Raw genomic sequence first — 21,633 nt, 5'->3', positions numbered from 1 at the left:
AGCAGTTTTGTTCAAGGTTGAAGATTCGCCCGTCGACGTTTGTTAGGTAGCTTCGGCGGGCGTTTCTTTCTATTGGGGAAGGGAGAACTTGAGGCGGTAGTACAAGGCGGGCTCGCTGAACGCGTTTCCTTGAAACCTCAGCACCGGCGACTCGTCGCTGCCTACGATCTCCATCCCTTCCGCTCTGCGAAATCGCAAGTCATAGCTTGCTTCGTCCTGCCAGTGTTTGAGGTCGACGCTCGATTGGATGGTGACCTTTCCTTCTCCTGTATCGGGGGAGAAGGGCAAGGTGAGCTCGCCACGCTTCATGGACCAAGCCCAGAGGGGCGCGACTTCGTTGAAAGGGAATTGGGGATCCGAGCCCAGCAGGAATTCCAGGCCCGTGGAAAGCTTGTCTCCATCGGCGTCGTTAGTGAAGGCATGAACTTGAGAGTCCAGATCTCGCTTGGATAGGTAGCCGGAGAAGCTGGTCCAACCGGAGTCTGCCACGTATTCGCGCAGCCACTGCAGGGCGAGGCGCTCGGTGAAGTTGTCGTTCACCAGTACGGCGCCTTGATCGGCTCGCCAGTTGCCGATGTGTCCGCTGATGTTGACTCCGATGACGCTGGGATGGTCCCAGTAGATGGGGAAGACGCGTTGGTACTCGGCGAGTTGGACGTAGTCGTCGTGTCCGTCTATTTCCATCTCGGTAATCATGATGGGCAGACCGGTCGACGCTATTTTGTCCAGGATGGTGGACAAGTCTTGGGAGCTGGCAAACTTGGTGGAGAAGGCGTGGCCTTGGAAGCCGACGAGGTCGATGAGGTCCTCCGCCTGCAGGGTTTGGATGATTTCCAGATAGCGGTCGGAGCGGTCGTGGTTGCCTTCGATATTGTACTCGTTGATCATGAGCGGCGTATCCGGGAAATAATGACGAGCGAGGCGAAAGGATTCGAGAATCCAGTCGAATCCCGTTTCGCCGGTTCCGCCGAGGGCGGCGATATAGTTAGCTCGGGAGCTCCCTCCTTCGGGGGAAACGCTGCCGTCGGGAGGAGCGTTGATGGGTTCGTTTACGACTTGTAGGTAGTCGATGTCTGGATACCGGTTTGCGACGAGAGACATCCATTCCTCGATTTCTTCGAGTTGTTCGGCTGGCGGAAGGGCGCTGATCCAGCTTGGCTGTTGGGCTCCCCAGAGCAGAACGTGAAAGTTGAACTTAACGCCGTTGGCCTTTGCGAACTGGTATCCTTGGTCGAGGTTTGACCAGTTCATGTTGTCGCGCGTGCTCTCTACGGATCCCCATTTGCCGCCGTTTCCGTGCCACATTCCATTCCAGTAGAATTCGAAGTCCTTGTTGTTGGAAGCGGTGGAGGACCAGACGCTGCCGAGGAACTTGCTTTTTCCGTGGGCGAGGATGGGGCCGGTCGCTTGGAAGTCTTGGCCGTCGTTCGGCTGTCTTTGATCCCAGCCGGCGAGTCCGTTGTCGAGTTGGTCGACCGTGAAGCTTACGCGGAGCGGGCCGAATGCAATCTTGTCGATGCGAAGTCCATCTTCGCGGCTCGCGAGCTTGTAGGTCTGGGCCAGCTGAGAGGAGGGAACTGTCAGCAGTCCGACGTCAGAGAATGTGGATACGCGTATCCATTTCCATGTGGTTGTTCCGGTGTCGCCGACCGAGAGAACGATTTCGTCGGGATCGGAGAACCCGGCGTTCCAAAGTCCGTTGGCGGCGCTCCAGTCGTCGTTATTGCCGACAGTCGCGTCTCCCAGGTCATTTGCGGGAATGAAGCTGTCATCGTTCGCGGCTCCGTTGCCGACGTAGATGCGGGCGAAGAGCTCGTAGTCGCCGGCTTCCGGAAAGGTGACGCTGAAGCTCGCCACAGTGCTTGCGGAAGTGGGGGCCGAGCCAGTGAAGTTGACGCTGGGCGTGATGTAGGTGACTCCGTCTGCGGTAGCGGTGGAAAAGGAGCTGCCGAGGGTCGCGTTCTCCGCTTCCATGACGATAGCTGTCGCATTTTGACCGTTGAGGATGGAGGGCGCGAGCAAGGCGATCGCGAACGAGCAAAGAGGGAGACGTTTTTTCATGGGGCAAACGTATGAGGGCGAATCGATCGCGCCATGGAAGGCCACCGCATGGTCGTGTTCAAGAAGGGCTGAACTAGACGTTGACCGAGCGCTTGCTCCGCTTCAGTCGATGCTGATGATACCGCGCTTGACCGCGGCGAGGATCGCTTGGGTGCGATCGGAGACGCCCAGCTTTGAAAGAATGTTCGTGATATGAACCTTTACGGTGCCCTCCACGAGGTGGAGCTCGTTGGCGATTTCCTTGTTGCTGAGACCGCGGGCCACGAGGGAGAGGACTTCCAGCTCGCGTGGGGAAAGCTGGGAAATGACGCAGCTGCTCAGGCGAGCGGAAATTTCGGGCGGCATGAATTGTTCGCCCTTATTCACTTTTCGGATACCGTCGAGAAGTTGCTCGAGCGGCATTTCCTTGACGACGAAACCGAGAGTGCCTTCGCGAAAGGCCTGTAGGACTTCGTCGCCGTCGGCGTAGTTGCTGAAGACGAGGATACGGGCGCTGGGGGATTCCTTCTTGATGAGGCGAATGGTTTCGAAGCCGTTCATCTCCGGCATGCGTAGGTCTAGAACCACTACATCGGGGTTGGTCTCGCGAAAGGCTTCCAGGGCTTCGGCTCCGTTCTCGGCTTCGCCGACGATTTCCATGTCGGGCTCGCCGTTGGTAGCGGTAACGAGTCCCATGCGAAGGACGATGTGGTCGTCTACGAGAAGGATGCGGATCTTGGTTTTTTTCTGGGTTTTCATGTTTCGGAGAGGGGGCAGGTGATGCGGACTTCGGAGCCTTGGCCCGGCTCGCTTAGGATCTGGAGGCGACCTTTGACTTTAGCGGCCCGACCTTTCATGCCGCGCATGCCGAAGTGGCCGATGCGGTGGGTGAGTACCTCGTCGGGTTGGAAGCCGACGCCGTCGTCGCGGACTTGCAGGCTTACGGTCTCATCGTCGAAAACCAGCTGCATGATGATTTGCTGGCAGTGGGCGTGTTTGATGGCGTTGGTGACGGCTTCTTGGGCGATGCGCAGGAGGTGGTGCTGGGTGCTGGGGGCGAGCTTCCGTCGTACGCCGGAGCTGTGGAATTCGATGCTTGGGGAGCCGGAGTGGAGGAGTTCGACCATCTTTTGCAGAGCGCTGGCGAGGTCGGAGTTTTCGAGCAGAGGGGACTCTAGGCCCCAGATGGCTTGCTGGACTTCGTGGCGGGTGAAGGAGACCATGTTTTTGGCTACGTCGAGCCGGGAGCGCACGGACTTGACGAGTTCGGGGAGCTTGAGGGTCGCTTCGAGCTGGAGGGCGAGTCCGCTGAGCCCCTGTTGCACGCTGTCGTGGATCTCGCTGGCGAGGCGGTTGCGTTCGGAGAGGATGGCGGCCTTGCGTTCCTTTTCGTTGAGCTTCTCGAGGGTGCTGCGGAGTTCCTCGGTGCGTTCGTTCACCAGGGTTTCTAGGTAAGCGTGCCGGCGTTTGCTGCGGGTAGCGACGATGAGGGCGAGGGAGAGGATGGCGACGGCTGAGATTGCCCAATAGCAGGCGTAGGCGAGACGGGTGCGAAACCAGGGCGGGATGATCACGAAGTTTGCGAGGAGCGGTTCGCTGATTGGGCGCCGGGCAGAGTCGGAGAGTTGGGCGGAGAGGCGGTAGGTGTCTTCGCTGAGGTTGGAGAGCTCGAGGGTGGATTCGGTGCTGCGGATGGTCCAGTTGGTGGCTCCGCTGGCCAGCTCGAATTCGTAGAAGAGCGAACTGGCGGAGGAGTAGCTGCCACCGAAAAACTGGAACTCCAAGTCGTTGAGCGAAAAGGGGAAGCTATCGGGGGTCGGTACGGATCCAAAAACTGAATACAGGATCTTATTGGTTTGGGTGTCGGTGATGGATACGAGCAAGGGCTGGTGCGGCGGTGGCGTACGGGAGGCGCGTCGCTGGGTGACGTGAAAAAGGGTGGAGCCGTTTGTGACCCAGATGTCGTGGGTGCCGGTGCGTTGCAGGATCGGTACGTGGGCCCGGATGGTGCGGTAGGAATCGCTGTCGAAATGGTAGCGTCCGTTCCTTTTTTCGATGGCGTAGATCCCGTAGTCGTGGGCGGCCCAGATGGTGCCGCTGGCGTCTTGGATGGGACGAAAGATGGGAGTGGGGGCTTCGGCGATCAATTGCTCGAGCTCTGGACTTTCGGTGAAGGCGGCTCGACTGTCGTCGTAGAAACGGTGTCCGTCTCCGTCGCCTACGAGCACGACGATACCGTCGACGACTCCGATGTGTACCCATGAGGGTTCGCTCCAAGGATAGCTTTCGAAGACTTGAGCCTGGATGCTGCCGTCGACGAGGGTGACGCGGGCGCTGCGATCGTTTCCGAGCTCGATCCATGCGGCGTAGTCGGTGGCGATGCAGATATAGGGGAAGCCGACTCCGGGGACGCTGGGAGCGGCCTCGATCCAGCGGCTGCCGTTCCATTCGAGGGCGGCGATTTTGGCGCGGCCGATTGCGAGGCAGCGGTCCGGGCCGATCTCCAGGAGGCGGTTCACTTCGATGTTGGCCAGCACCTTTTCGAATCCGTCATAGGTTTTTCGATATACCCCTTCTCGATTTCCTACGAGTAATTGGTCGGCGAGATGGATTGCGGCGAGGACGCCGGAATCGGGCAGATTTGGGAGACGTCGAAAGCGGGGCGAGAGTCCGTGGTTTCCGGAGTCGATTGCGTAGAGCGCTCCGTGGGAAACGATGAGCGGGCTATCGTCCTTATGCTCGATCAGTTGCGGCCAGCTGACGGTGACGCCTGAACGTTGGTCGACTAGGGTGACGGGGTCGCTGTAGAGGATCTTTTGGATTTCGCTTTCGGTAACGACCCAGAGCACGCCTGCTTCGCGGGCGGCAAGGTGGTTGATTAGGTGGTATTCTGGGGTGGTGAAGGCCTGCTTGCATTCGCCAGCGGGAGTCAGGATGAAGAGTCCGCGATTGTCGATGGCGACGGCGAGGTCGCCGTCCGGCAGGCGCAGCAGGTTGGAGATCTGGGTGGATTGCTGGGAGCCGAGCTCGTTGGGCCAATGGAGGAGTTTTTGGCCGTCGAAGAGGGCGAGTTCGTGGTCGGTGGTGGAGACGGCTGCATATCCCTCTCCGATGTCAACGGCGTCTAGGAAAGTGGTGCGGGCGGAGAGCCCGAGGTCGATGGGGCGCAGGGTTTCGGTTTCGATATCGATCTCGCAAATGCCGAGGCTGTGGGAGGAAAGGTAGGGCTTCGATCCAAGTTGGAAGAGCTGCACGAGATCGGGGGCTTCGATGAAGCGCTGGCTGCCGGAGATCCGCTCCCAGTATACGAGTCCGTTTATGCCTGCGAAGAAGATGCCTTCCCGGAAGGTCATGAGGTGGGAGAAGGAGGTGGAGTTGACCCAGCGAGGAGCGTTTTCCGGACGAACCGAGACGCGCTTTAGCAGACCGTTGGAACCCGGTTGCAGGGTTCCCCAGGAGGAAAGGCTGCCGTAGTAGATGGTGCCGCTACGATCGACGGTGGAACTGGTGTAGCTCCTCGATACCTGGTCCGCTTCGAGGAGGTTTATCCAGGTGGAGTCGTTGAGCACGACGTACTTGTTGCGGTCGATGGCGGCGAGCCGCCCGATTGGATCGAAGCCGAGTTGAACGCCGCGGGATACGCCGACCTCTTCGAGGGAGTAGGATCGGTTGAAGGGGAAACCGATTTCGATGGAAGCGTGCAGGGAAAGCGGAAACAGGAATAGGAGGGCTGCGAGAGCGGCGCCCGCGAAGAGCTGGTGAAGAGCCTTTCCGCGAAGTCTTTTCGTGCTGCTGGGGAGAGCGGTCCTTGCTTTGAACTGCGGAAGAACTGGGCGCATGGAGATTTCGTTTCGATCGGCAGAGGGTGGGCTTGTTTAAGGGGCCTGACCGAGACGGGAGGTATCCCTTGGTTTCAGGCTGGAGGGCAATGGCGGCGGAGGTCTATCGTGTGCAGTATGACTATAGTCATAGTGATGCTCTGCCAATCATATGCTTGTGGAGGCGACTTGCTTCCCGCTCTATTTATAGGCTTAGGATAGCGTTGCATCGTTGCTTATGCTAGCACTCCCTTAGCATCAGGCGGCCTGACCTGAGTTCACTTACCCCATTGCTCAATATTTCCCTATGAAAAGATATGCCCTTTCAACCTTGCTGGCGATGATCGCCTCGGCTTCCCTCGCAAGCTCCCTGGTGGCCCGAACCGAGGGAGCCATCTCTTCTCGCGAACGAATTTCGATCAACGACGAGTGGCGCTTCATGAAATACGCGTCGGCCGAGCAGGCTGATCGACTCATCTACGATGTGCGTCCGGAGGTGACGGATGGCGAGGACGGAAAGGCTGCCGACGCGAAGCCGACCGCCGCGGTAGAGGTAGAGGCGAAGGAGCCTGTGCTTAAAGATTGGATACTGCCAACAGCGAACGACTTCATAAAAAATCCATCCGATCGGCACCAGCGACCGGAAGGCAATCCAGGAAGCGACTTCCCGTTCGTGCAGGAAGATTTCGACGATAGCACTTGGGAGCGGGTGACCTTGCCGCACGACTGGGCGATCGAGGGTCCGTTCATGGAAGGCTGGGACGCTCCGGTGGGAGGGGGCATGGGGCGCCTACCAAGTCCGGGCGTTGCTTGGTACCGGCGGGCCCTGGATATCCCAGAGGCCGATCAGGCTCGGTCCATCTTTCTCGATATCGATGGAGCGATGTCGTATGCGATGGTTTGGTGCAACGGGCATTTGGTGGGCGGCTGGCCCTACGGATACGCGTCGTGGCGAGTGGACTTGAGCCCGTATTTGAATTTTGGAGGCGCGAACCAAATTGCGATTCGGGTGGACAACCCTCCCTTTTCCTCTCGTTGGTATCCGGGAGGAGGCCTCTATCGCAACGTCTGGCTGACCAAGACTCCCAAAGTGCACGTTGCCCAATGGGGGACTTACGTGACCACGCCGGAAGTTTCTGAAAAGGCGGCGACGGTTTCCCTAGAGGTTACGGTGGATAACGACGGCGACAGCGCCGCGAGCGTTGTGGTGAGCACTGACATTTTCCGGGCTGACGAAAACGGGAAGGCGAAAGGACGGAAGATCGCGTCCCTCAAAGCTCTTGAAGGCGAACTCGAGGCGGGAGCGAGCGCCACCTTTGCGGATTCGGTCGTGATCAAGAACCCCAAGCTCTGGGGGCCGTATCCGAATCAAGAACCGCATCTGCACGTGGCGGTCACGAAAGTGCGCGCGGCCGACGGGAGCGTTGACACCTACGAGACTACCTTTGGCATTCGCGACTTGCGCTTCGACGGCGAGAAGGGGTTGTTCGTAAATGGCGAGCGCATTTACCTGCAGGGGGCGAACCAGCATCACGACTTGGGAGCCTTGGGTGCGGCCTTCAATGTGCGAGCGGCGGAGCGTCAGCTCGAGATCTTGCGGGAGATGGGCTGCAACGCGATTCGCATTGCCCACAATCCGCCAGCGGTCGAATTGCTCGAGCTGACCGACCGTATGGGCTTTTTGGTAATCGACGAAATTTTCGACTGCTGGGCCCGCAAAAAGACTCCGCTCGATTTTCACCTGATTTTTCCGGAGTGGCACGAGCCGGACCTGCGGGCTTTCATTCGACGGGATCGCAATTATCCGTCGGTGATCATGTGGAGCATCGGCAACGAAGTCGGCGAACAGTATACGGAGGAAGCCGGCTCCGCCTTGGCCCAACGCTTGCACGATATGGCGAAGGAAGAAGACCCGACCCGTCCGACCGCGGCTTCATTCAACTTTGCCAAGCCGCACATGCCGATCACCGCGGTAATGGACACCGTCAGCTTAAACTACCAAGGGGAGGGAATTCGCAACGCTCCTGCCTATGCTCACTTGAAAGGAATCAACACGCCGCCCTTGTATCCAAAGTTTCACGACGCGTATCCGAACAAAATGATCATCAGCAGCGAAAATGCCGCTGCGGTGAGCTCGCGCGGCGAGTACCTTTTCCCTGTGGCCGATGGCATCAGCGCTCCGGTGGCTGACGGAGCGGGTGGGGATCCGGTGTCGGCCCATGTGAGTTCCTACGAGCTGTATACAGCGCCCTTCGGTTCCTCGGCCGACAAGGTGCTCGGATCCTTGGAGCGTCACCCTTATGTGGGAGGTGGTTTCATCTGGAGCGGTTGGGATTACTTGGGTGAGCCGACCCCATACTACTCGGCCCGCAGTTCCTACTTCGGCGTGATCGATCTCGCCGGATTCAAGAAGGATCGCTTCTACCTCTACCAGGCCCATTGGCGTCCAGACTATCCGATGGCCCACATCCTGCCGCATTGGAATTGGGAAGGACGCGAGGGAGAGGTGACGCCGGTTCACGTATTCACATCTGGAGACGAAGCTGAGCTTTTCCTCAACGGAAAATCCCTTGGTCGGAAGGTGAAGGGTGAATTTGAATACAGGCTTCGTTGGGATGAGCTCGCTTACGAGCCCGGAATACTCGAAGTGGTCGCCTACAAGGAGGGAAAGCAGTGGGCCCGCGCTGCGGTGGAGACGACCGGCGCCGCAAGCGCTTTGGAATTGAAGGCGGATCGAGCGAAGATCAAGGCGGACGGCAAGGACCTATCCTTTGTCACTGTAAGGATCCTCGACGATGCGGGTCGCTTCGTACGCAACGCGAAGACTCCTTTGACTTTCGAACTGGATGGACCTGGCGAGATCGTGGCGACCGATAACGGCGACCCAACCAGTCTAGTATCTTTCAAGTCGCTTGAGAGAGAGGCCTTCAATGGCTTGTGCTTAGTCATCGTAAAGGGGAAGCCGGGGGAGGCGGGCGACTTGACCTTGAGGGTTTCCGGCAACGGAGTTGCTTCTGCGATGGCTTCGATTGTGACCACTAAGTGAGTTGATTTCCTCTGTATCCACCCCCCCTTAGTTCGAATTCTATGAATGCGAAACGAAGCTTTTCGTTGGCGGCATTGGCCTTCTCTCTCTCCTGCTGCGTCGGCGGCTTCGCTGCGGTACGGCTTCCGAAGGTACTCAGCGACGGCATGGTTTTGCAACGCGGGGAAGAGGCTCGTATCTGGGGTTGGGCGGACGCATCGGAGCGAGTGACCGTGACCTTTCGCGGCAAGGCGTTCGAAGCGATTGCTGACGAACGAGGCGAGTGGGCGGTGGGCATCGAACCGCGAGCTGCGGGGGGACCCTTCGAGCTGCAGGTGGAGGGAGAGAACCGAATCGTGTTGCAGGATGTGCTGGTGGGCGACCTATGGTTGACCTCCGGCCAGTCCAACATGGAGCTGACCATGGAGCGGGTTAAGGAGCGGTTCCCTGAGGAAGTGTCTGCGGCGAATAACGATCGGATCCGCTACTTCAAGGTGCCTACCAGCTACGATTTCAAGCAGGAGCGAAACGACGTGCAGTCGGGCTCTTGGATCAAGGCGGAGCCGGACTCTATTCTCGATTTCAGCGCGGTTGGATACTTCTTCGCCAGGGAGATCGAACGCGAAAAGGGGGTGCCGATCGGGATCGTGAATTCAAGCGTAGGCGGTTCTCGGATACAGTGCTGGTTTAGCGAAGCGATGCTGGAGGCGTATCCAGAAGAGTTGGCGGAGGCAAAGCGATGGCGCGACGACGCTTTGATCGAACGTACGGAATCTTCGAATGCCGCCATCTACAGTGATTGGGATCGGGCGGCGCGGGAGAAGGATCAGGGATTGCGCGGCGAGACGCCTTGGTACGATCCGGACGTTGCGGACCGCGATTGGCCGAGCATGACGCTGCCCACGTTTTGGGACGAAGGTGGACTGGAGCCGATGAATGGCGTGGTTTGGTTCCGTAAGTCTTTCGAGGTTCCGGCCGGGATGGCTGGGAAGTCCGGTATGTTGTACTTGGGTACTATCGTGGATGCCGATGAAACCTACCTCAATGGAGTTAAGGTCGGGGCGACGACTTACCAGTATCCACCCCGCAGATACGAGGTGCCGGCCGGATTGCTGAAGGAAGGGGAGAATGTAATTGCGATCCGAGCCTTCAGTCATTCGGGAAGAGGCTCTTTCACGAGAGACAAGCCCTTCGACTTGGTGGTGGACGATGCAACGATCGATTTGCGCGGAGACTGGAAGTACAAAGTAGGAGCGGTTTTGTACGAGCGTCCCGGTACGGTTTTTATCCGCTGGAAACCAATGGGCTTGTACAACGCGATGATTGCCCCGCTAGTGCCGCTCGATTTGAAGGGCGTGCTTTGGTACCAAGGGGAGTCGAACGCTTGGACGCCTGACAACTATCAGGAATTGTTGAACCAATTGGTTGGGGGGTGGCGCGAGCAGTGGGGGCGGGCGGACTTGCCTTTTGTCTGGGCCCAACTGCCGAACTTCATGGAATCGAGGGAGGAACCGGGCGAGAGCGCGTGGGCGCGTTTGAGGGAGCAGCAGCGCTTGGCCTTGGAGCTCGAACATACGGGCATGGCGGTGACGATCGACGCAGGCGAGTGGAACGATATTCACCCTTTGGATAAGGAAACTGTGGGGAAGCGGCTCGCTTTGGAAGCGCGTCGCGTTGCTTACGGAGAAACGGAGCTGGTGAGCTCGGGGCCTTTGATCGATTCCGCGGAAAGGCGTGGCCGTCAGGTGGCGTTGAGCTTCCGGAATGTGGGAGGCGGCTTGCGGGCGAACGGCGGGGAGCTGATGGAATTTGCGATCGCCGGTGGAGACGGGAATTTCGTTTGGGCGGATGCTCGGATCGCAGGGGACGAGATTATGGTGTGGAGCGATGCGGTGCCGGAGCCTACACGGGTGCGCTACGCATGGGCGGACAATCCGGAACATGCCAATCTCTATAACGCGGAAGGTCTGCCGGCTTCGCCGTTCGAGATTGAAGTCGAGTAGTTGAGTGCGTTTAGGGCGCCGCTCTCTTACTTCGCCAGTTCCGATCGAAGGCTGGGAGCGATGAGCTCAAGCGCCTGCGCCTTCAGCTTCGGGTCGGGGAAGGGGATTCCGAGGGACTTTGAAAGGAAGAGCAAACTCGCGGTCGCGGTCGGAGTGAGCAGTCGCAGCGTTTCTGTATCCAAATCATCGAGACAGGCCTGAAGTTGCTTTTTCGCGAGTTCGATGCGTTGGGTGCGGACGAAGAGGGAGGCGAGATTGATTCGGCGATCGGCGGGAAGATCGCGGGCGGATCTACGGGAGAGGTAAGGGATCAGCTTTTCCAAGGATTCCTCCAGCTGTTGGGGATCGCCGAGTGCATGGTCGATGTTGGCGATGGCACCGAGGGCGTTGAGGTCTCGAGGGTAGTTGAGGAGAGCTCCGCGAATGGATTTAGCCTCCCACAGCTGCCCGTTTTCGACGAAGATGTCGGCCAGCCGACTGAGGCCAAGCTCGGGGGATTGTTCGGGGCCGAGGGCGAAGCTGCTGATGCGGTAGTCCTTAAAAGGGGCGGCGTGGGGCGTTTGGTAGTTGAGGGTGCGAAGCCAGACGGGAACTTCCCAGTCCCGCAGGGCCACGGCGAAGGCGTTGGGAGGAAGCTCCTGTCCGGAGGGAACTTTCAGGCCGATGCGGACGAAGTGGTTTAGCATCGGATCCCAAAGCGGGAGGGCGATATGGGTGATTCCCGAGGCGTTGAGCAGGATGCTGGTCTCTTGGGCGGATCCGGCGCTCGCGATGCGGATGGCGGTTTGCTTGCCCTGTTCGTTTTCGTCGTCGGTAGAGGCGATCGTACGGAATCCGCCGTAGTAGGCAGCCGTGGCCGAGAGCAAGGGCGAGGAGAAGAGCGTGATGGGTTCTCCGCCTGAGCGTTTGTTGAGCCAGTAGGCGAAGTCCTTTTGGATGATGAGCTGGGTTTCGGTCGGTGACAGTTCCAGGCTTGAGGTTGTATCGACTTTTTGGGGAAAGCCCACGATCAATCCCGGGATGAAGAGGAGCAAAGCGGCTAATCTTGCCAACTGCTTGTCCTTGCTGGCTTCGTGAACGAGCAAGACGAGAGCGATAATGGCAACGATGTCGAAGAGGTTCCACCAGCGTAGTTGAAAGATGCCGAGAGCGATGCTTAGCAGGAGCGGGACGAGGCCGAAGGCGAAGCGGGCTTTGGCGTCTGCGTCGCATTTTGCAGAGAAGATGCGGGAAAGGAAAAGGAGAGGAAGGGCTAAAGCAGGCATCAGGCAGGCGAGCTTCGCAGTGCCGGACGCTTGTCCTAGCCAGGCTCCGAGGTGAGGATCGATCCCCCCGGCCGGATGGTTTGCCAGTTGCCGCGCGTAGAAATCGCCAGCGAAAAGCGTGGCGGAATCGGTAAGGAACCCGGCAATCGGCCAAGCAAGCAGGGCGATCGCGCCAAGGGCGATACCGGGAAGACACTTTTTGTCGAAGCCTTTGAGTCCGTTCTTGCCCCGGGCATTGGCCGCATGGAGCCATTCTCCAATTCCGAGGATTGTGATGGCGTGTATCGGGCTTATGGATTCAAGCGAATTCGTGAAGGAGGAGAGGCCGAACTCGAAGAGGGAAGCGGCCAGGGTGAGGGCGGCGCCTGCGAAGGACCACGCTCGCCAGTGGGATTGCCTTTCGCTCGCGGGGGAGGCGGATTTGCGGAGCAGTTCGAAGGCGATGCCTCCCACGAGGATGGCGAGGAGAATGGGAAACTGGCTGGCTGCATCGTTCCAGAGGGCAAGGGCTCCGGCGCCGCCCGCTAGGAGGGAGTGGGACCGTTTGTTGCGAGCGGAGCCAAGGCTGGCGAAAAGGGGGAGAAGGCTAGCCATTGCCAAGGTCCAGGCTAGGGAGTGGTGGTCTGGTGCTCCGCCCTGGAAGTTTGCCGATAGTGGATAAATGGATACGCAAGCGATCGAGTAGCCTGCCGAGGCCGTTGACGAGAGGTAGCGTCGGCAATAGAGAGCTCCGACGACGAGAAGGAGGGCGAGCAGGATCGGATCCGCGTAGAGGCTGGCCCGCTCGATCGCGTAGCCAAGCGGAACGTCGCTCGCCAAAGCGTGGATCCAGCCAATCGAGATCAACCACCAGCGGTACGGCGAGGTTCGCGAAGTCGTTCTGCCGTCCGGGGCGGAGTCGTAGTCGATATAGCGAATTTTCCATAGGCCCTTTTCGGCAGCCTGCTGCGCTTCCGTTATCCATGCGAAGCTCGGATTGTGGTGGCCGGTGACAATGAGCGAGCGCTGTCCGCCCTCCAATCCGGTGGGACTGGTGGCGTCGGTTGCGGGCGCTGGGGTGGACCAAGTGGGATAGCTGCTCAGTGCTTCAACGCGCTCGATACGCCGCGAGGTCGCTGTGATGAGGAGCGCGGATGCGAGGACTAGGGAGACCCACCATAGATGGGGTTCAAGTTTGTGGAAAAGGGTGCGGGAAGCTTGTTTGGCTTGAGGCATGTGGGGCGGATCTAGACGGGGCCTTGCCCTTGACTTGGTGCGGGCGGAAAGCTTTGTTTGGGGTAACTAATATGATTCGTTTGAGACTGCCCCGAGAGGAGAAATTTGCGAGGAATAATCAGCTTCGAAACAGGTGTTTTTTTCTTTTGGGTATGGTGGGTAGCGTTTCTCCGGGCTTTCTGTCCGAAGCGAGCGAGAGCTTGTCCTCCACGGCCTTGAATCCGCCATCACTTGCGGCAAGCGAGACCCTGTTTTCCAAGCTTCCGGAATCGCGTACTGGTATTGTGGTTACGAATGACTTCGACGATCCGAGCATGTGGCGACAGCTGTATCGCGAGTATGCCTTGGGAGCGATCGGTACGGGAGTTGCGATTGGAGACTATGACAAGGATGGATTGGCGGATGTCTATATAGTGAGCAAATTAGATACGGGTCGCCTGTTTCGCAATCTGGGGGATTTTCGCTTCGAAGACGTCACCGAAGCGGCGGGCCTCGTGGATGCAAGTGGAGCTTGGAAGCAAGGGGCGGCGTTCGTGGATGTGAACAACGACGGTTTTTTGGATCTTCATGTCTGCCGGTCGCGAGCGGCGAACCTATTGTATTTGAACCGTGGTGACGGACGTTTCGAGGAAGTCGGTCAGGAGCGCGGGCTCGCGGTCGTCGACGGATCGGGCATGGCCTGTTTTGCGGATTACGATCGCGACGGCTGGCTGGACATGTACCTGCAGACGAACTTGATGGATTCGGTGGCAAGTCCGGATGGGCAGCGAGATCGGCTGTTTCGCAACGAGGGCCATGGCTATTTTCGGGAAGTCACTGAAGAGGCGGGGATTTTGGGGACTTTGACGCAAGGGCATTCCGCGACCTGGTGGGATTTCGATGAGGATGGTTGGCAAGACCTTTATGTGGCCAACGATTTTGGGCCTCCTGACTTTTTGTATCGAAACAACGGTGACGGAACTTTTACCAATGTCTTAGACGAGACGGTCCCTCATACCTCCTTTTCCTCGATGGGTGCGGATTTAGGGGATGTGAACAACGATGGACATATCGACTTTTTCGTATCGGACATGGCAGGATCGACTCTCGAGAAGGAGCATCGAGGGCAATCCGATTCGCGAGCTTTGTTGGATGCGCGGCGGAACGAGAGCAAAGGGACGGCGCTGCAGTTGCTGAAGAACGCGCTCTATGAGAATTCGGGTAAAGGCCGCTTTTACGAAGCTGCGATCTTAGCGGGGATTTCGGCTACGGATTGGACTTGGTCGACGCGCTTCGAAGATTTGGACAACGATGGCCGGCTCGATTTGTTTGTGACCAATGGAATGGATCGCGAGCAGAACAATTTGGACTTGATAGAGAAGCGTATGGCTTCGGTGAACGCTTGGGGGCGGATCGGGATCCTGAAGGCGAGCCCAGTGCTCGAGCAGGCGAACTTCGCGTTTGCGAATCGAGGCGACCTGCAGTTCGAGGAGGTGGGCGAACAGTGGGGCTTGCATGAAAAGGGCGTGAGCTTCGGAGCTGCCTTCGGCGATTTGGACAACGATGGCGATTTGGACCTTGTTTATACGAACTACGAGGCAGGGCCCACGGTATTGCGTAACGACAGCCAGGCGGGGCAACGGGTCATTGTGCTGCTGAAGGGAGTCCACTCGAATCGCTTCGGATTAGGAGCGCGGATTGAACTTGTATCGGAATCGGGACTACAGGTACGTGAATTGGTGTCGGCTCGCGGCTATTTGTCGACGAGCGAAACGATCGCGCATTTCGGCTTAGGAGAAGATCAAGGAATCGAGAGCTTGACGGTGCATTGGCCGAGCGGGATCGAGCAGCGATACGAGGGCTTAGCAGCCGGTTTTCGTTATACTATCGAGGAGGAAGGGGAACCGGTCTTGGGGGCGAGAAGTAAAGCAGCGGCTCCTGTTCGGTTTCGCGAGGTTTCGGAGCAGATCGGGCTTTCGCTGGCGCAAGAGGAAGAGGTCTTGGAGGGAACGGTTGCCCAAGCGCTATTGCCGAAGCGATTCAATCGTCGCGGGCCTGGCCTGGCGGTGGAAGATCTTGATGGAGACGGTCTCGATGAAATTCTGCTGGGCGCGACAGCGAAGTCGGGAGCGAAGGTTCTGAAGCTGAGCGAAGGAGAGTACCGGATTATGGATACGGGGCCGCTTGGCGAAGCCCCTCCTATAAACGATGGACCGCCTTTGATCTTCGACGCGAACGGAGATGGGCTGAATGATATTCTCTTTACGGGGGGCGGAGCGGCCTTGCCGGCGGAAGAGCCGGAGTACGAGCCACGACTTTGGCTGAACGCTGGCGCTCGCGGTTTCATGCGAGCGAAGGAGGGGATTTTGCCTTCTACGCCGATCAGCGCCGGCGCCGTCGTGTCTGCTGATTTCGACCGGGACGGGGCTTTGGATCTGTTTATCGGGGGACGCCTTTTTCCCGGCTATTATCCGGAACCGGCCTACAGCGCTTTGTTGATGAGGAAGGGAGACGCTTTTGAAGATGCGACGGATTCCCTGGCTCCGGGATTAGCGGAAGTTGGGTTGGTGACTTCCGCTTTGGCCAGCGACGTGGATGGCGACGGGTGGACCGACTTGGTGGTCGCTCTTGAGTGGGGCGGCGTGCGCGTCTTTCGAAACGAGGCGGGACGAAGCTTCGCGGATGTATCGGAAAAGTGGGGATTCGACAACGCTGGCCACGGGCTTTGGACGTCCTTGGCTTCGGGCGACTTCAATGGGGACGGCATTTTGGACTACGCGTTGGGTAACCACGGTTTGAATACAATCTACTCCCAGTGGGGCGAGGGCGCTCTGAATTTGTTCTACGGCCGGTTTTCGCGGAGTTCGGAGTTGATGACGCTGCTGGCCTACGAAAGGGAGGGCGCTTATTATCCTTTGGCGAGCAGGGGTGAGTTGATGGCTAAGATACCGGAAGTTAGATCGCGGTTTCCGTCGAACGACGACTTTGCGAGGGCGAGCTTGGCGGAAATAGTGGGTGAGGAGGCCTTGGCAGGGGCATCGGTTTTTTCGGCGGAGGAATTGCGTAGCGGGGTACTGTTAAGCGGTGGAGCGGATGGTTATGCCTTTGAGCCGTTGCCGCGTGTCGCTCAGCTGGCGCCAGTTCAAGGGATGCAAGCCGGCGACTTCGACCTGGATGGACACTGCGACTTGCTCTTGGTGCAGAACGACTTTTCCGCGATTCCTGCTCATGGCCGATTCGATAGCGGTTTGGGCGGCTTTTTCAGAGGGGATGGCTCGGGTGCTTTCGAGTTTGTGCCTGCGACCTCGAGCGGATGGTTGGTAGCGGGCAACGCGAAAGCTCTAGTGAAAATCGATTTCGACGGCGATGCCGTTCCCGATGCGGTGGGCACCCGCAATGACGACCGGAGCTTCGCCTTTCGTAATGAGATCCCGAGCGATCGGCTTTGCTTTGCCTTGCGCTTACAGGGCAAGGGTGGAAACGGAAACGGGGTCGGCGCGAGGGTGTCGGTGCTTTGCGACGGGCAACTTTCGTGGCTGGAGGAGGTTCAGGCCGGTGGTGGCTATGCGAGTCAGTCTGCAGCGTTGGTATACTTTTCCGTTCCGAGAGAAGCTTTGGAGAGCGCTGAGTTGCTTGTTCGCTGGCCGTCGGGAGGGAGCTCAAGGCATGAGCTCCCTAGGGAAGCGGGTTATTTCAGCATTCAAGAGTAAGCGATTTAGCCGCCTAGAAATCTAGTCGGTGATTTCGTTTTCCATTTCCTCTTCGACCTTCCAGCCGAAGACCTTTTCGTCGATGACGTAGAAATAGAGGGTGCGAGTTGTGGTTCTCGTCTTGGGGAGGAAGACCGGCTCCTTGATGGTTCGTTCTTCTAGGGTGATCGGATCGAAGTAGGGAGTCTCTTCGTAGCGGCCGGTGATCATTTCGGTTACCGAAGATTCGGTTTCGTAGACCCAAATCTTTACGCGTTCCGGATCGTCCGCGTAGGCTTCGATTCGCGTGGGTTTTCCGAGAGCGGCTATGAGGTCATCTTGGTGGCTTCCTTTGGCGATGTCCAACAATGTGGACCTGATTTCCCTTCCGGCTTGGGGTTCGGTTGTTTGGCAACCGAACAAGTAAAGCAGGGCGGCGAGGAGGGGGATCGTTAGCTTTAGCTTATTCATTGAAAATGTGTATTTGAAATGATAATACGAGGGGAGCTGGTATGAAAAAGCCCCCCGCACGAGGCGAGGGGCTGCTATCACGAAAGACAACTTCGTTGAGGAATTAGAAACTGAAGGAGTTGGTAATCATCCACTCCTGGACAGGAGCTCTGCGCGCGGCAGCCCAGGTTTCGTTGTCCGGCTGCACGGAGATCGGAATCAGGCTGTCGTCGGCGAAGGCGTTCTTCACGTTGATCTGGATTTTCCAGTCGATGTTGTCCGACAGTTTTTTCCGGTAGCTCGCCCAGAGGTCTATGAAGTCCTCGGATGGGCCATAGATCGGATTTGCGATATCGAATCCGAACAGGTCGCCTTCCGGCACGAGTGGGTAACCGATGCCGACCTTGTCCTGCCAGCGGTAGCTGCCGCCGATGCCTACGCCCTTGAGATTGCCATCCTTGAAGGAGTAGTTGGTGACGACGTTGTAGCGCCATTTGCGAAGCTCGGGAACGGCGGTGCCTTCGGAGAGCTTCATGGCGACGTAGTTCGCGCGCCAAGGCAGGTACATCTGGCTGAAGACCGGGTTGCCGCCCCAACGGGTGATATCGCCGGCGGGGCCGGAGAGCTCGGTATCGAGGTAGTCGATGAAGTCGTTGATCAGTTCGCCGCCAACGTTGTTGTTGCTGGCTTCCGTCTTGGACATGTTGAAGGAGATTCTCCAGTTGTCGGTCGGGTTGGCGATGGCCTCGAATTCGTAGCCTTCTGAGATCGTGTCGGATGTAACAGCGAAGTTAGCCGGCGGCGTATCCGAATTTGAATACTGGTAGACGGTATCCAGATTGGAAGGAGCCCAGGCTGCAGGATCGCTGATATAGGTCGAACGGTTGGTGAGCTGGTCCAGCGGAGTAACGTTGGTGATGCCCCACGCGTCGAGGAAGCCGCTTGCGGTCAAGTCGCCTTGGATCTTGTTCCAGGCTTCGATGATCGAATCTTCAAGGGCGAGCTCTTCGGGGGAGTCCTCTTCGACTTCGTACTTTCTGTCGCTACCGACGCTGTAGTAGTTGGAAGCGCGGTTGCGGTAGCTGGGTTGGTCCCTGGTGTCGTAGGAGTAGCCTCCGAGGTCGTAGAGGTAGATGTTTCTCCATTGCAGACCGTTGGCGATGATATCGCCAAGGGCGCCGGCTTCGAGCGAGGAGGAGGCCAGGTTGATCTCCGACTTGTACTTGATGGCGCGAAGCGAGTAGCGCTGGTCCTTGGTCGAGAGGACGAATCCGTAGTCCTTGGAGGTTCCACTTGGATTGTCGATCGGAGTGCCGAGCAAGTCGCTGCGGACGTTTCCAACCTCGAAGTTGCTCGATTTGTTGTAGGTCAAGCTGAGGTTGAAGGGCAGTGGGTCGTCGTTCAGGATCTTGTTCAAGTGCAGGACGAGTCCGCCGCTGACCGACTGGTCCTTGAGGATCTTGCCCGCTTCGTACTGGGCGGGGAGACCGAAGGCGTCGGGGGAGAGGTCGAGTCGACCGCGATTGCTTGCGATCTTTTCGGCGACGTCTTCGCGGCTCTTGATCTCGTCCTGGCGCCAGCCGAGGGTGGTGACGAGCGCTCCGTCCCAGAGGAAGCCCTGCCAGGTGCCGGCGATGGAGCTAGTTTCCCGCTGGTCCATTTTCCAGTCCGTCAGGAGGTCAGGATTTTGGCCCATGCCGTAGTTGTTGACTACGCCGACGGGGTAGCGGGTCCAGCTTTCGTAGTTCGCAGGGTTGGACGCCTGGGTCCATCCGCCTTCGGGAGCCTCGTCGCTGAACATGAGCTGCGCGGCGGCAGGCAGCGTGCTCGGCCCGGCCCAAGCTGCTCCGGGGTCGACGCCACCGCCTGCGATCCACTTGGGATTAAAGAGGTAGGCGTTGGCGCTGGTGTTTTCGAAGGAACGGCCCTGGATGCCAGGGATGTTCGCCATGGAGGCGGAGGAGGTGCTGATGAGGCTGTCGCCTAGGTAGATGATGGACATGGGCGGGCGGTTGTTGATGCCCGAGCGGGATCCATCCGTACCGTTCCAAAACGCGTCCCATGTCTGGTCGGTGGAGTTGTTTTGCCAGCTGCGGGACTGGGTCTGGAAGTCTTCCTCGCTGGAGACCGCGTTGAAGCGGTGCTTGCCGAGGATCTTTGCCAGCAGGCTGTCCGAGTCGAAGAAGTCGTCGGCCCGTAGTTCCGCGAAGAGGGTGGCTCGCAAGTATTCGCGATTGGTCTCGTAGGAGCCGCCGCTTCCGCCGCTGGAGGTGACGATGTAGGGACGTCCAACGTTGGGATTGGGGCTGCCGTCTTCCCAGCGTTCTAGGATGTCCATGTTGATGCGCGGACGCCAGCCGAGCAGGCCTTGGTTGGCTCTGCTGTAATCCTGCTGGTCGTAGATCACCTGGAAGCCGATGCGGTCGTTGAGGGCGGTCTGCTGGAACTCGAGGTTGATCGCGTCGAAGTTCTCGTACTCTCGCTTGGTATCGCCGTCGATCAGGATGTTGTTGTAGTCGAAGACTCCTGTGTCGGTGATGGTTTGCGAGCGGTATTGTCCGTACTCGTTGAGGTAGAGGTCAAGGTCGTCCGCAACGCCGCTGAGGCTGTTGACTCCGACGAAGGGGCCGGAGTAGCGCTTGCCGATGAGGCCCTCGCCGGCGCCGCGGGCGGAACCGTCGGGGTTGAGGGCGCCGACGTTGTAGAAGCCGCCGCGCACGTCTTGGAGTTCGCCGGTGCCGCCGTCGAAGATCCAGTAGGGCTGCTGCACGTTGTACAGTCCGCCGCCGAGGTAGGGCTGCCATTCCGCGCCGGCTTCCTCCTTGTCGCGGAGACGTTCCGCGTCGAAGAGATCGCTGACGAGGACCTTGCCCATGCCGCCGAAGGGATTGCTGTCGCTTACTTCCTTAGGGGCGAACCAGGCCGATACGCTGTCGTAGGGAGGCACGTTGCGAGGGCGGTTGGCTTCGATGTCGCCGGTTTCGTACTTGGCCTTGAAGGTGGTCTTCATGGAGTCGTTGCCGAAGAGGTTCGGCTCGTACCGAAGGGCGATGTAGGCGCGGTGGTCGTCTTCGAAGGCGGGATCCTGCTGGAACTTGCGATCGTCCATCAAGGCGGCGACCCGTACTGAGAGCTGGTCTTCGATCAAGACCTTGTTCAGGTTGACGCTGGTTCGGATGGAACCGTAGGAACCGAACCGAATGGTGGCGTTGCCTTCGTTCGTATAGGTGGCGTCCTGAAGGGAGGCGTTGATGATGCCGGCCGGCTTGCCGAGGCCGAAGAGGATGGAGTTCGCTCCGCGCTGCACGTCGACGCGGGTTACGTTGTACCCGTCCCATGGAATGTTGGAGACGAAGAAGTCGCGAGTGTTTTCGGCGGCGCTGAGCCCGCGGACGCGATTATTGGAGTTAGGGCTTTGCAGGGCCGCTCGTTCTTCCACGTCGGTACCGTTTCCGGTGCCCGCGTAGGTGCCCTGGGTGCCGCCCACTTCCGCATTGGTCGTGTATTGGAGCAGGGTGGTGTTGTCCGTGGCTCCGACGTCCTTGAGGAACTCGTCGGTGTAGACGGAGATGGCGGAACCGACGTCCTTGAGGTCGGTGCGGATGCGCGTGCCGGCAAGGGTACTGCTGGCGCGGTAGCCTTCGTTGTCTTCTCCTGTGACCTCGAAGGGGCTGAGCTCGAAGACCTCCTCGTCCGCGTCGTCCTGGGAAAAGGCGAGCGGGGCGAAGCCGATCATGCCGAGCGCGCAGGCGAGCCGGAGGGATCGCTGGCGATCGGGCGCAGTGTTGTCTGTAGCTTTACGATGCATAGTTGTAGCTTGTTTTGGGTATGGGTTCGTTTTTTTTCGTTTTGCCGCTGGCGTTTGCCATTGGCGAAAAAGGGGTAGAGTCGAAAAGGGGTGGGGCGGTGCGGCGGCAGGGTGAGTCGTGCGCTGGAAGTCGGCGATAGGGGGAGGTAGCAGTGGTTTGGCTCGCGGGGGCCCGGAAGTTTCGGGGAGCGTCGGTGGGTAGGCCGCTAGGCAGGGGGAGGCGTTGGTGGGGATTTTTGGTTTTAGGGCCGAACTTTTAGCATTTCTGAGGCTTATCAACCTCGTGTAAGGTAGACGTTGAATTTTCCGACTAGGTGCGTGGATATAGCCGTGTTATGACT

General features: G+C 58.7%; 9 protein-coding genes. 3 read left to right on the top strand and 6 right to left on the bottom strand.

What is annotated here, in order from left to right; all coding sequences use genetic code 11:
* Positions 1-69: 69 nt before the first annotated feature.
* From IEN85_RS01065 to IEN85_RS01055, 3 genes are all read right to left on the bottom strand, one after another.
* Positions 70-2,061: an endo-1,4-beta-xylanase gene (locus IEN85_RS01065; RefSeq protein ID WP_191615210.1), complete on the bottom strand. Its 1,992-nt coding sequence runs from the start codon at positions 2,059-2,061 to the stop codon at positions 70-72.
* A gap of 102 nt (positions 2,062-2,163) precedes the next feature.
* Positions 2,164-2,799 (bottom strand): response regulator, encoded by a 636-nt coding sequence (locus tag IEN85_RS01060; protein ID WP_191615209.1) that lies wholly within the window; start codon positions 2,797-2,799, stop codon positions 2,164-2,166.
* Positions 2,796-5,879 (bottom strand): sensor histidine kinase, encoded by a 3,084-nt coding sequence (locus IEN85_RS01055; protein WP_191615208.1) that lies wholly within the window; start codon positions 5,877-5,879, stop codon positions 2,796-2,798. Before IEN85_RS01055 ends, IEN85_RS01060 begins: the two co-directional genes overlap by 4 nt.
* Positions 5,880-6,165: 286 nt before the next feature.
* Between IEN85_RS01055 and galB the strand changes: the two genes are divergently transcribed.
* Positions 6,166-8,904: a beta-galactosidase GalB gene (gene galB, locus IEN85_RS01050; RefSeq protein ID WP_191615207.1), complete on the top strand. Its 2,739-nt coding sequence runs from the start codon at positions 6,166-6,168 to the stop codon at positions 8,902-8,904.
* A gap of 41 nt (positions 8,905-8,945) precedes the next feature.
* Positions 8,946-10,886: a sialate O-acetylesterase gene (locus IEN85_RS01045; protein ID WP_191615206.1), complete on the top strand. Its 1,941-nt coding sequence runs from the start codon at positions 8,946-8,948 to the stop codon at positions 10,884-10,886.
* Positions 10,887-10,912: 26 nt separating this feature from the next.
* Here the strand turns inward: IEN85_RS01045 and IEN85_RS01040 are convergent, their stop codons facing one another.
* Positions 10,913-13,366 (bottom strand): tetratricopeptide repeat protein, encoded by a 2,454-nt coding sequence (locus IEN85_RS01040; protein WP_191615205.1) that lies wholly within the window; start codon positions 13,364-13,366, stop codon positions 10,913-10,915.
* Positions 13,367-13,581: 215 nt separating this feature from the next.
* Between IEN85_RS01040 and IEN85_RS01035 the strand changes: the two genes are divergently transcribed.
* Complete coding sequence (locus IEN85_RS01035) at positions 13,582-17,055, top strand: CRTAC1 family protein (RefSeq protein WP_224772381.1); 3,474 nt, start codon at positions 13,582-13,584, stop codon at positions 17,053-17,055.
* A gap of 21 nt (positions 17,056-17,076) precedes the next feature.
* Here the strand turns inward: IEN85_RS01035 and IEN85_RS01030 are convergent, their stop codons facing one another.
* Positions 17,077-17,505: a hypothetical protein gene (locus tag IEN85_RS01030; protein WP_191615203.1), complete on the bottom strand. Its 429-nt coding sequence runs from the start codon at positions 17,503-17,505 to the stop codon at positions 17,077-17,079.
* Positions 17,506-17,608: 103 nt separating this feature from the next.
* The gene (locus IEN85_RS01025) at positions 17,609-21,292 is read right to left on the bottom strand and encodes a TonB-dependent receptor plug domain-containing protein (RefSeq protein ID WP_191615202.1); all 3,684 of its coding nucleotides are present in this window, start codon (positions 21,290-21,292) and stop codon (positions 17,609-17,611) included.
* Positions 21,293-21,633: the final 341 nt, after the last annotated feature.

Source organism: Pelagicoccus enzymogenes, from assembly GCF_014803405.1.
Lineage (GTDB): Bacteria > Verrucomicrobiota > Verrucomicrobiia > Opitutales > Opitutaceae > Pelagicoccus > Pelagicoccus enzymogenes.
Note: the sequence above shows the minus strand (reverse complement) of the source record. Positions and strands in the feature narration are given on the sequence as shown.

What these genes read in the sequence shown, in the direction of transcription:
- IEN85_RS01065 (WP_191615210.1), bottom strand. Translation starts at nt 2,061, where the DNA reads ATGAAAAAACGTCTCCCTCTTTGCTCGTTCGCGATCGCCTTGCTCGCG.
- IEN85_RS01060 (WP_191615209.1), bottom strand. Translation starts at nt 2,799, where the DNA reads ATGAAAACCCAGAAAAAAACCAAGATCCGCATCCTTCTCGTAGACGAC.
- IEN85_RS01055 (WP_191615208.1), bottom strand. Translation starts at nt 5,879, where the DNA reads ATGCGCCCAGTTCTTCCGCAGTTCAAAGCAAGGACCGCTCTCCCCAGC.
- galB (WP_191615207.1), top strand. Translation starts at nt 6,166, where the DNA reads ATGAAAAGATATGCCCTTTCAACCTTGCTGGCGATGATCGCCTCGGCT.
- IEN85_RS01045 (WP_191615206.1), top strand. Translation starts at nt 8,946, where the DNA reads ATGAATGCGAAACGAAGCTTTTCGTTGGCGGCATTGGCCTTCTCTCTC.
- IEN85_RS01040 (WP_191615205.1), bottom strand. Translation starts at nt 13,366, where the DNA reads ATGCCTCAAGCCAAACAAGCTTCCCGCACCCTTTTCCACAAACTTGAA.
- IEN85_RS01030 (WP_191615203.1), bottom strand. Translation starts at nt 17,505, where the DNA reads ATGAATAAGCTAAAGCTAACGATCCCCCTCCTCGCCGCCCTGCTTTAC.
- IEN85_RS01025 (WP_191615202.1), bottom strand. Translation starts at nt 21,292, where the DNA reads ATGCATCGTAAAGCTACAGACAACACTGCGCCCGATCGCCAGCGATCC.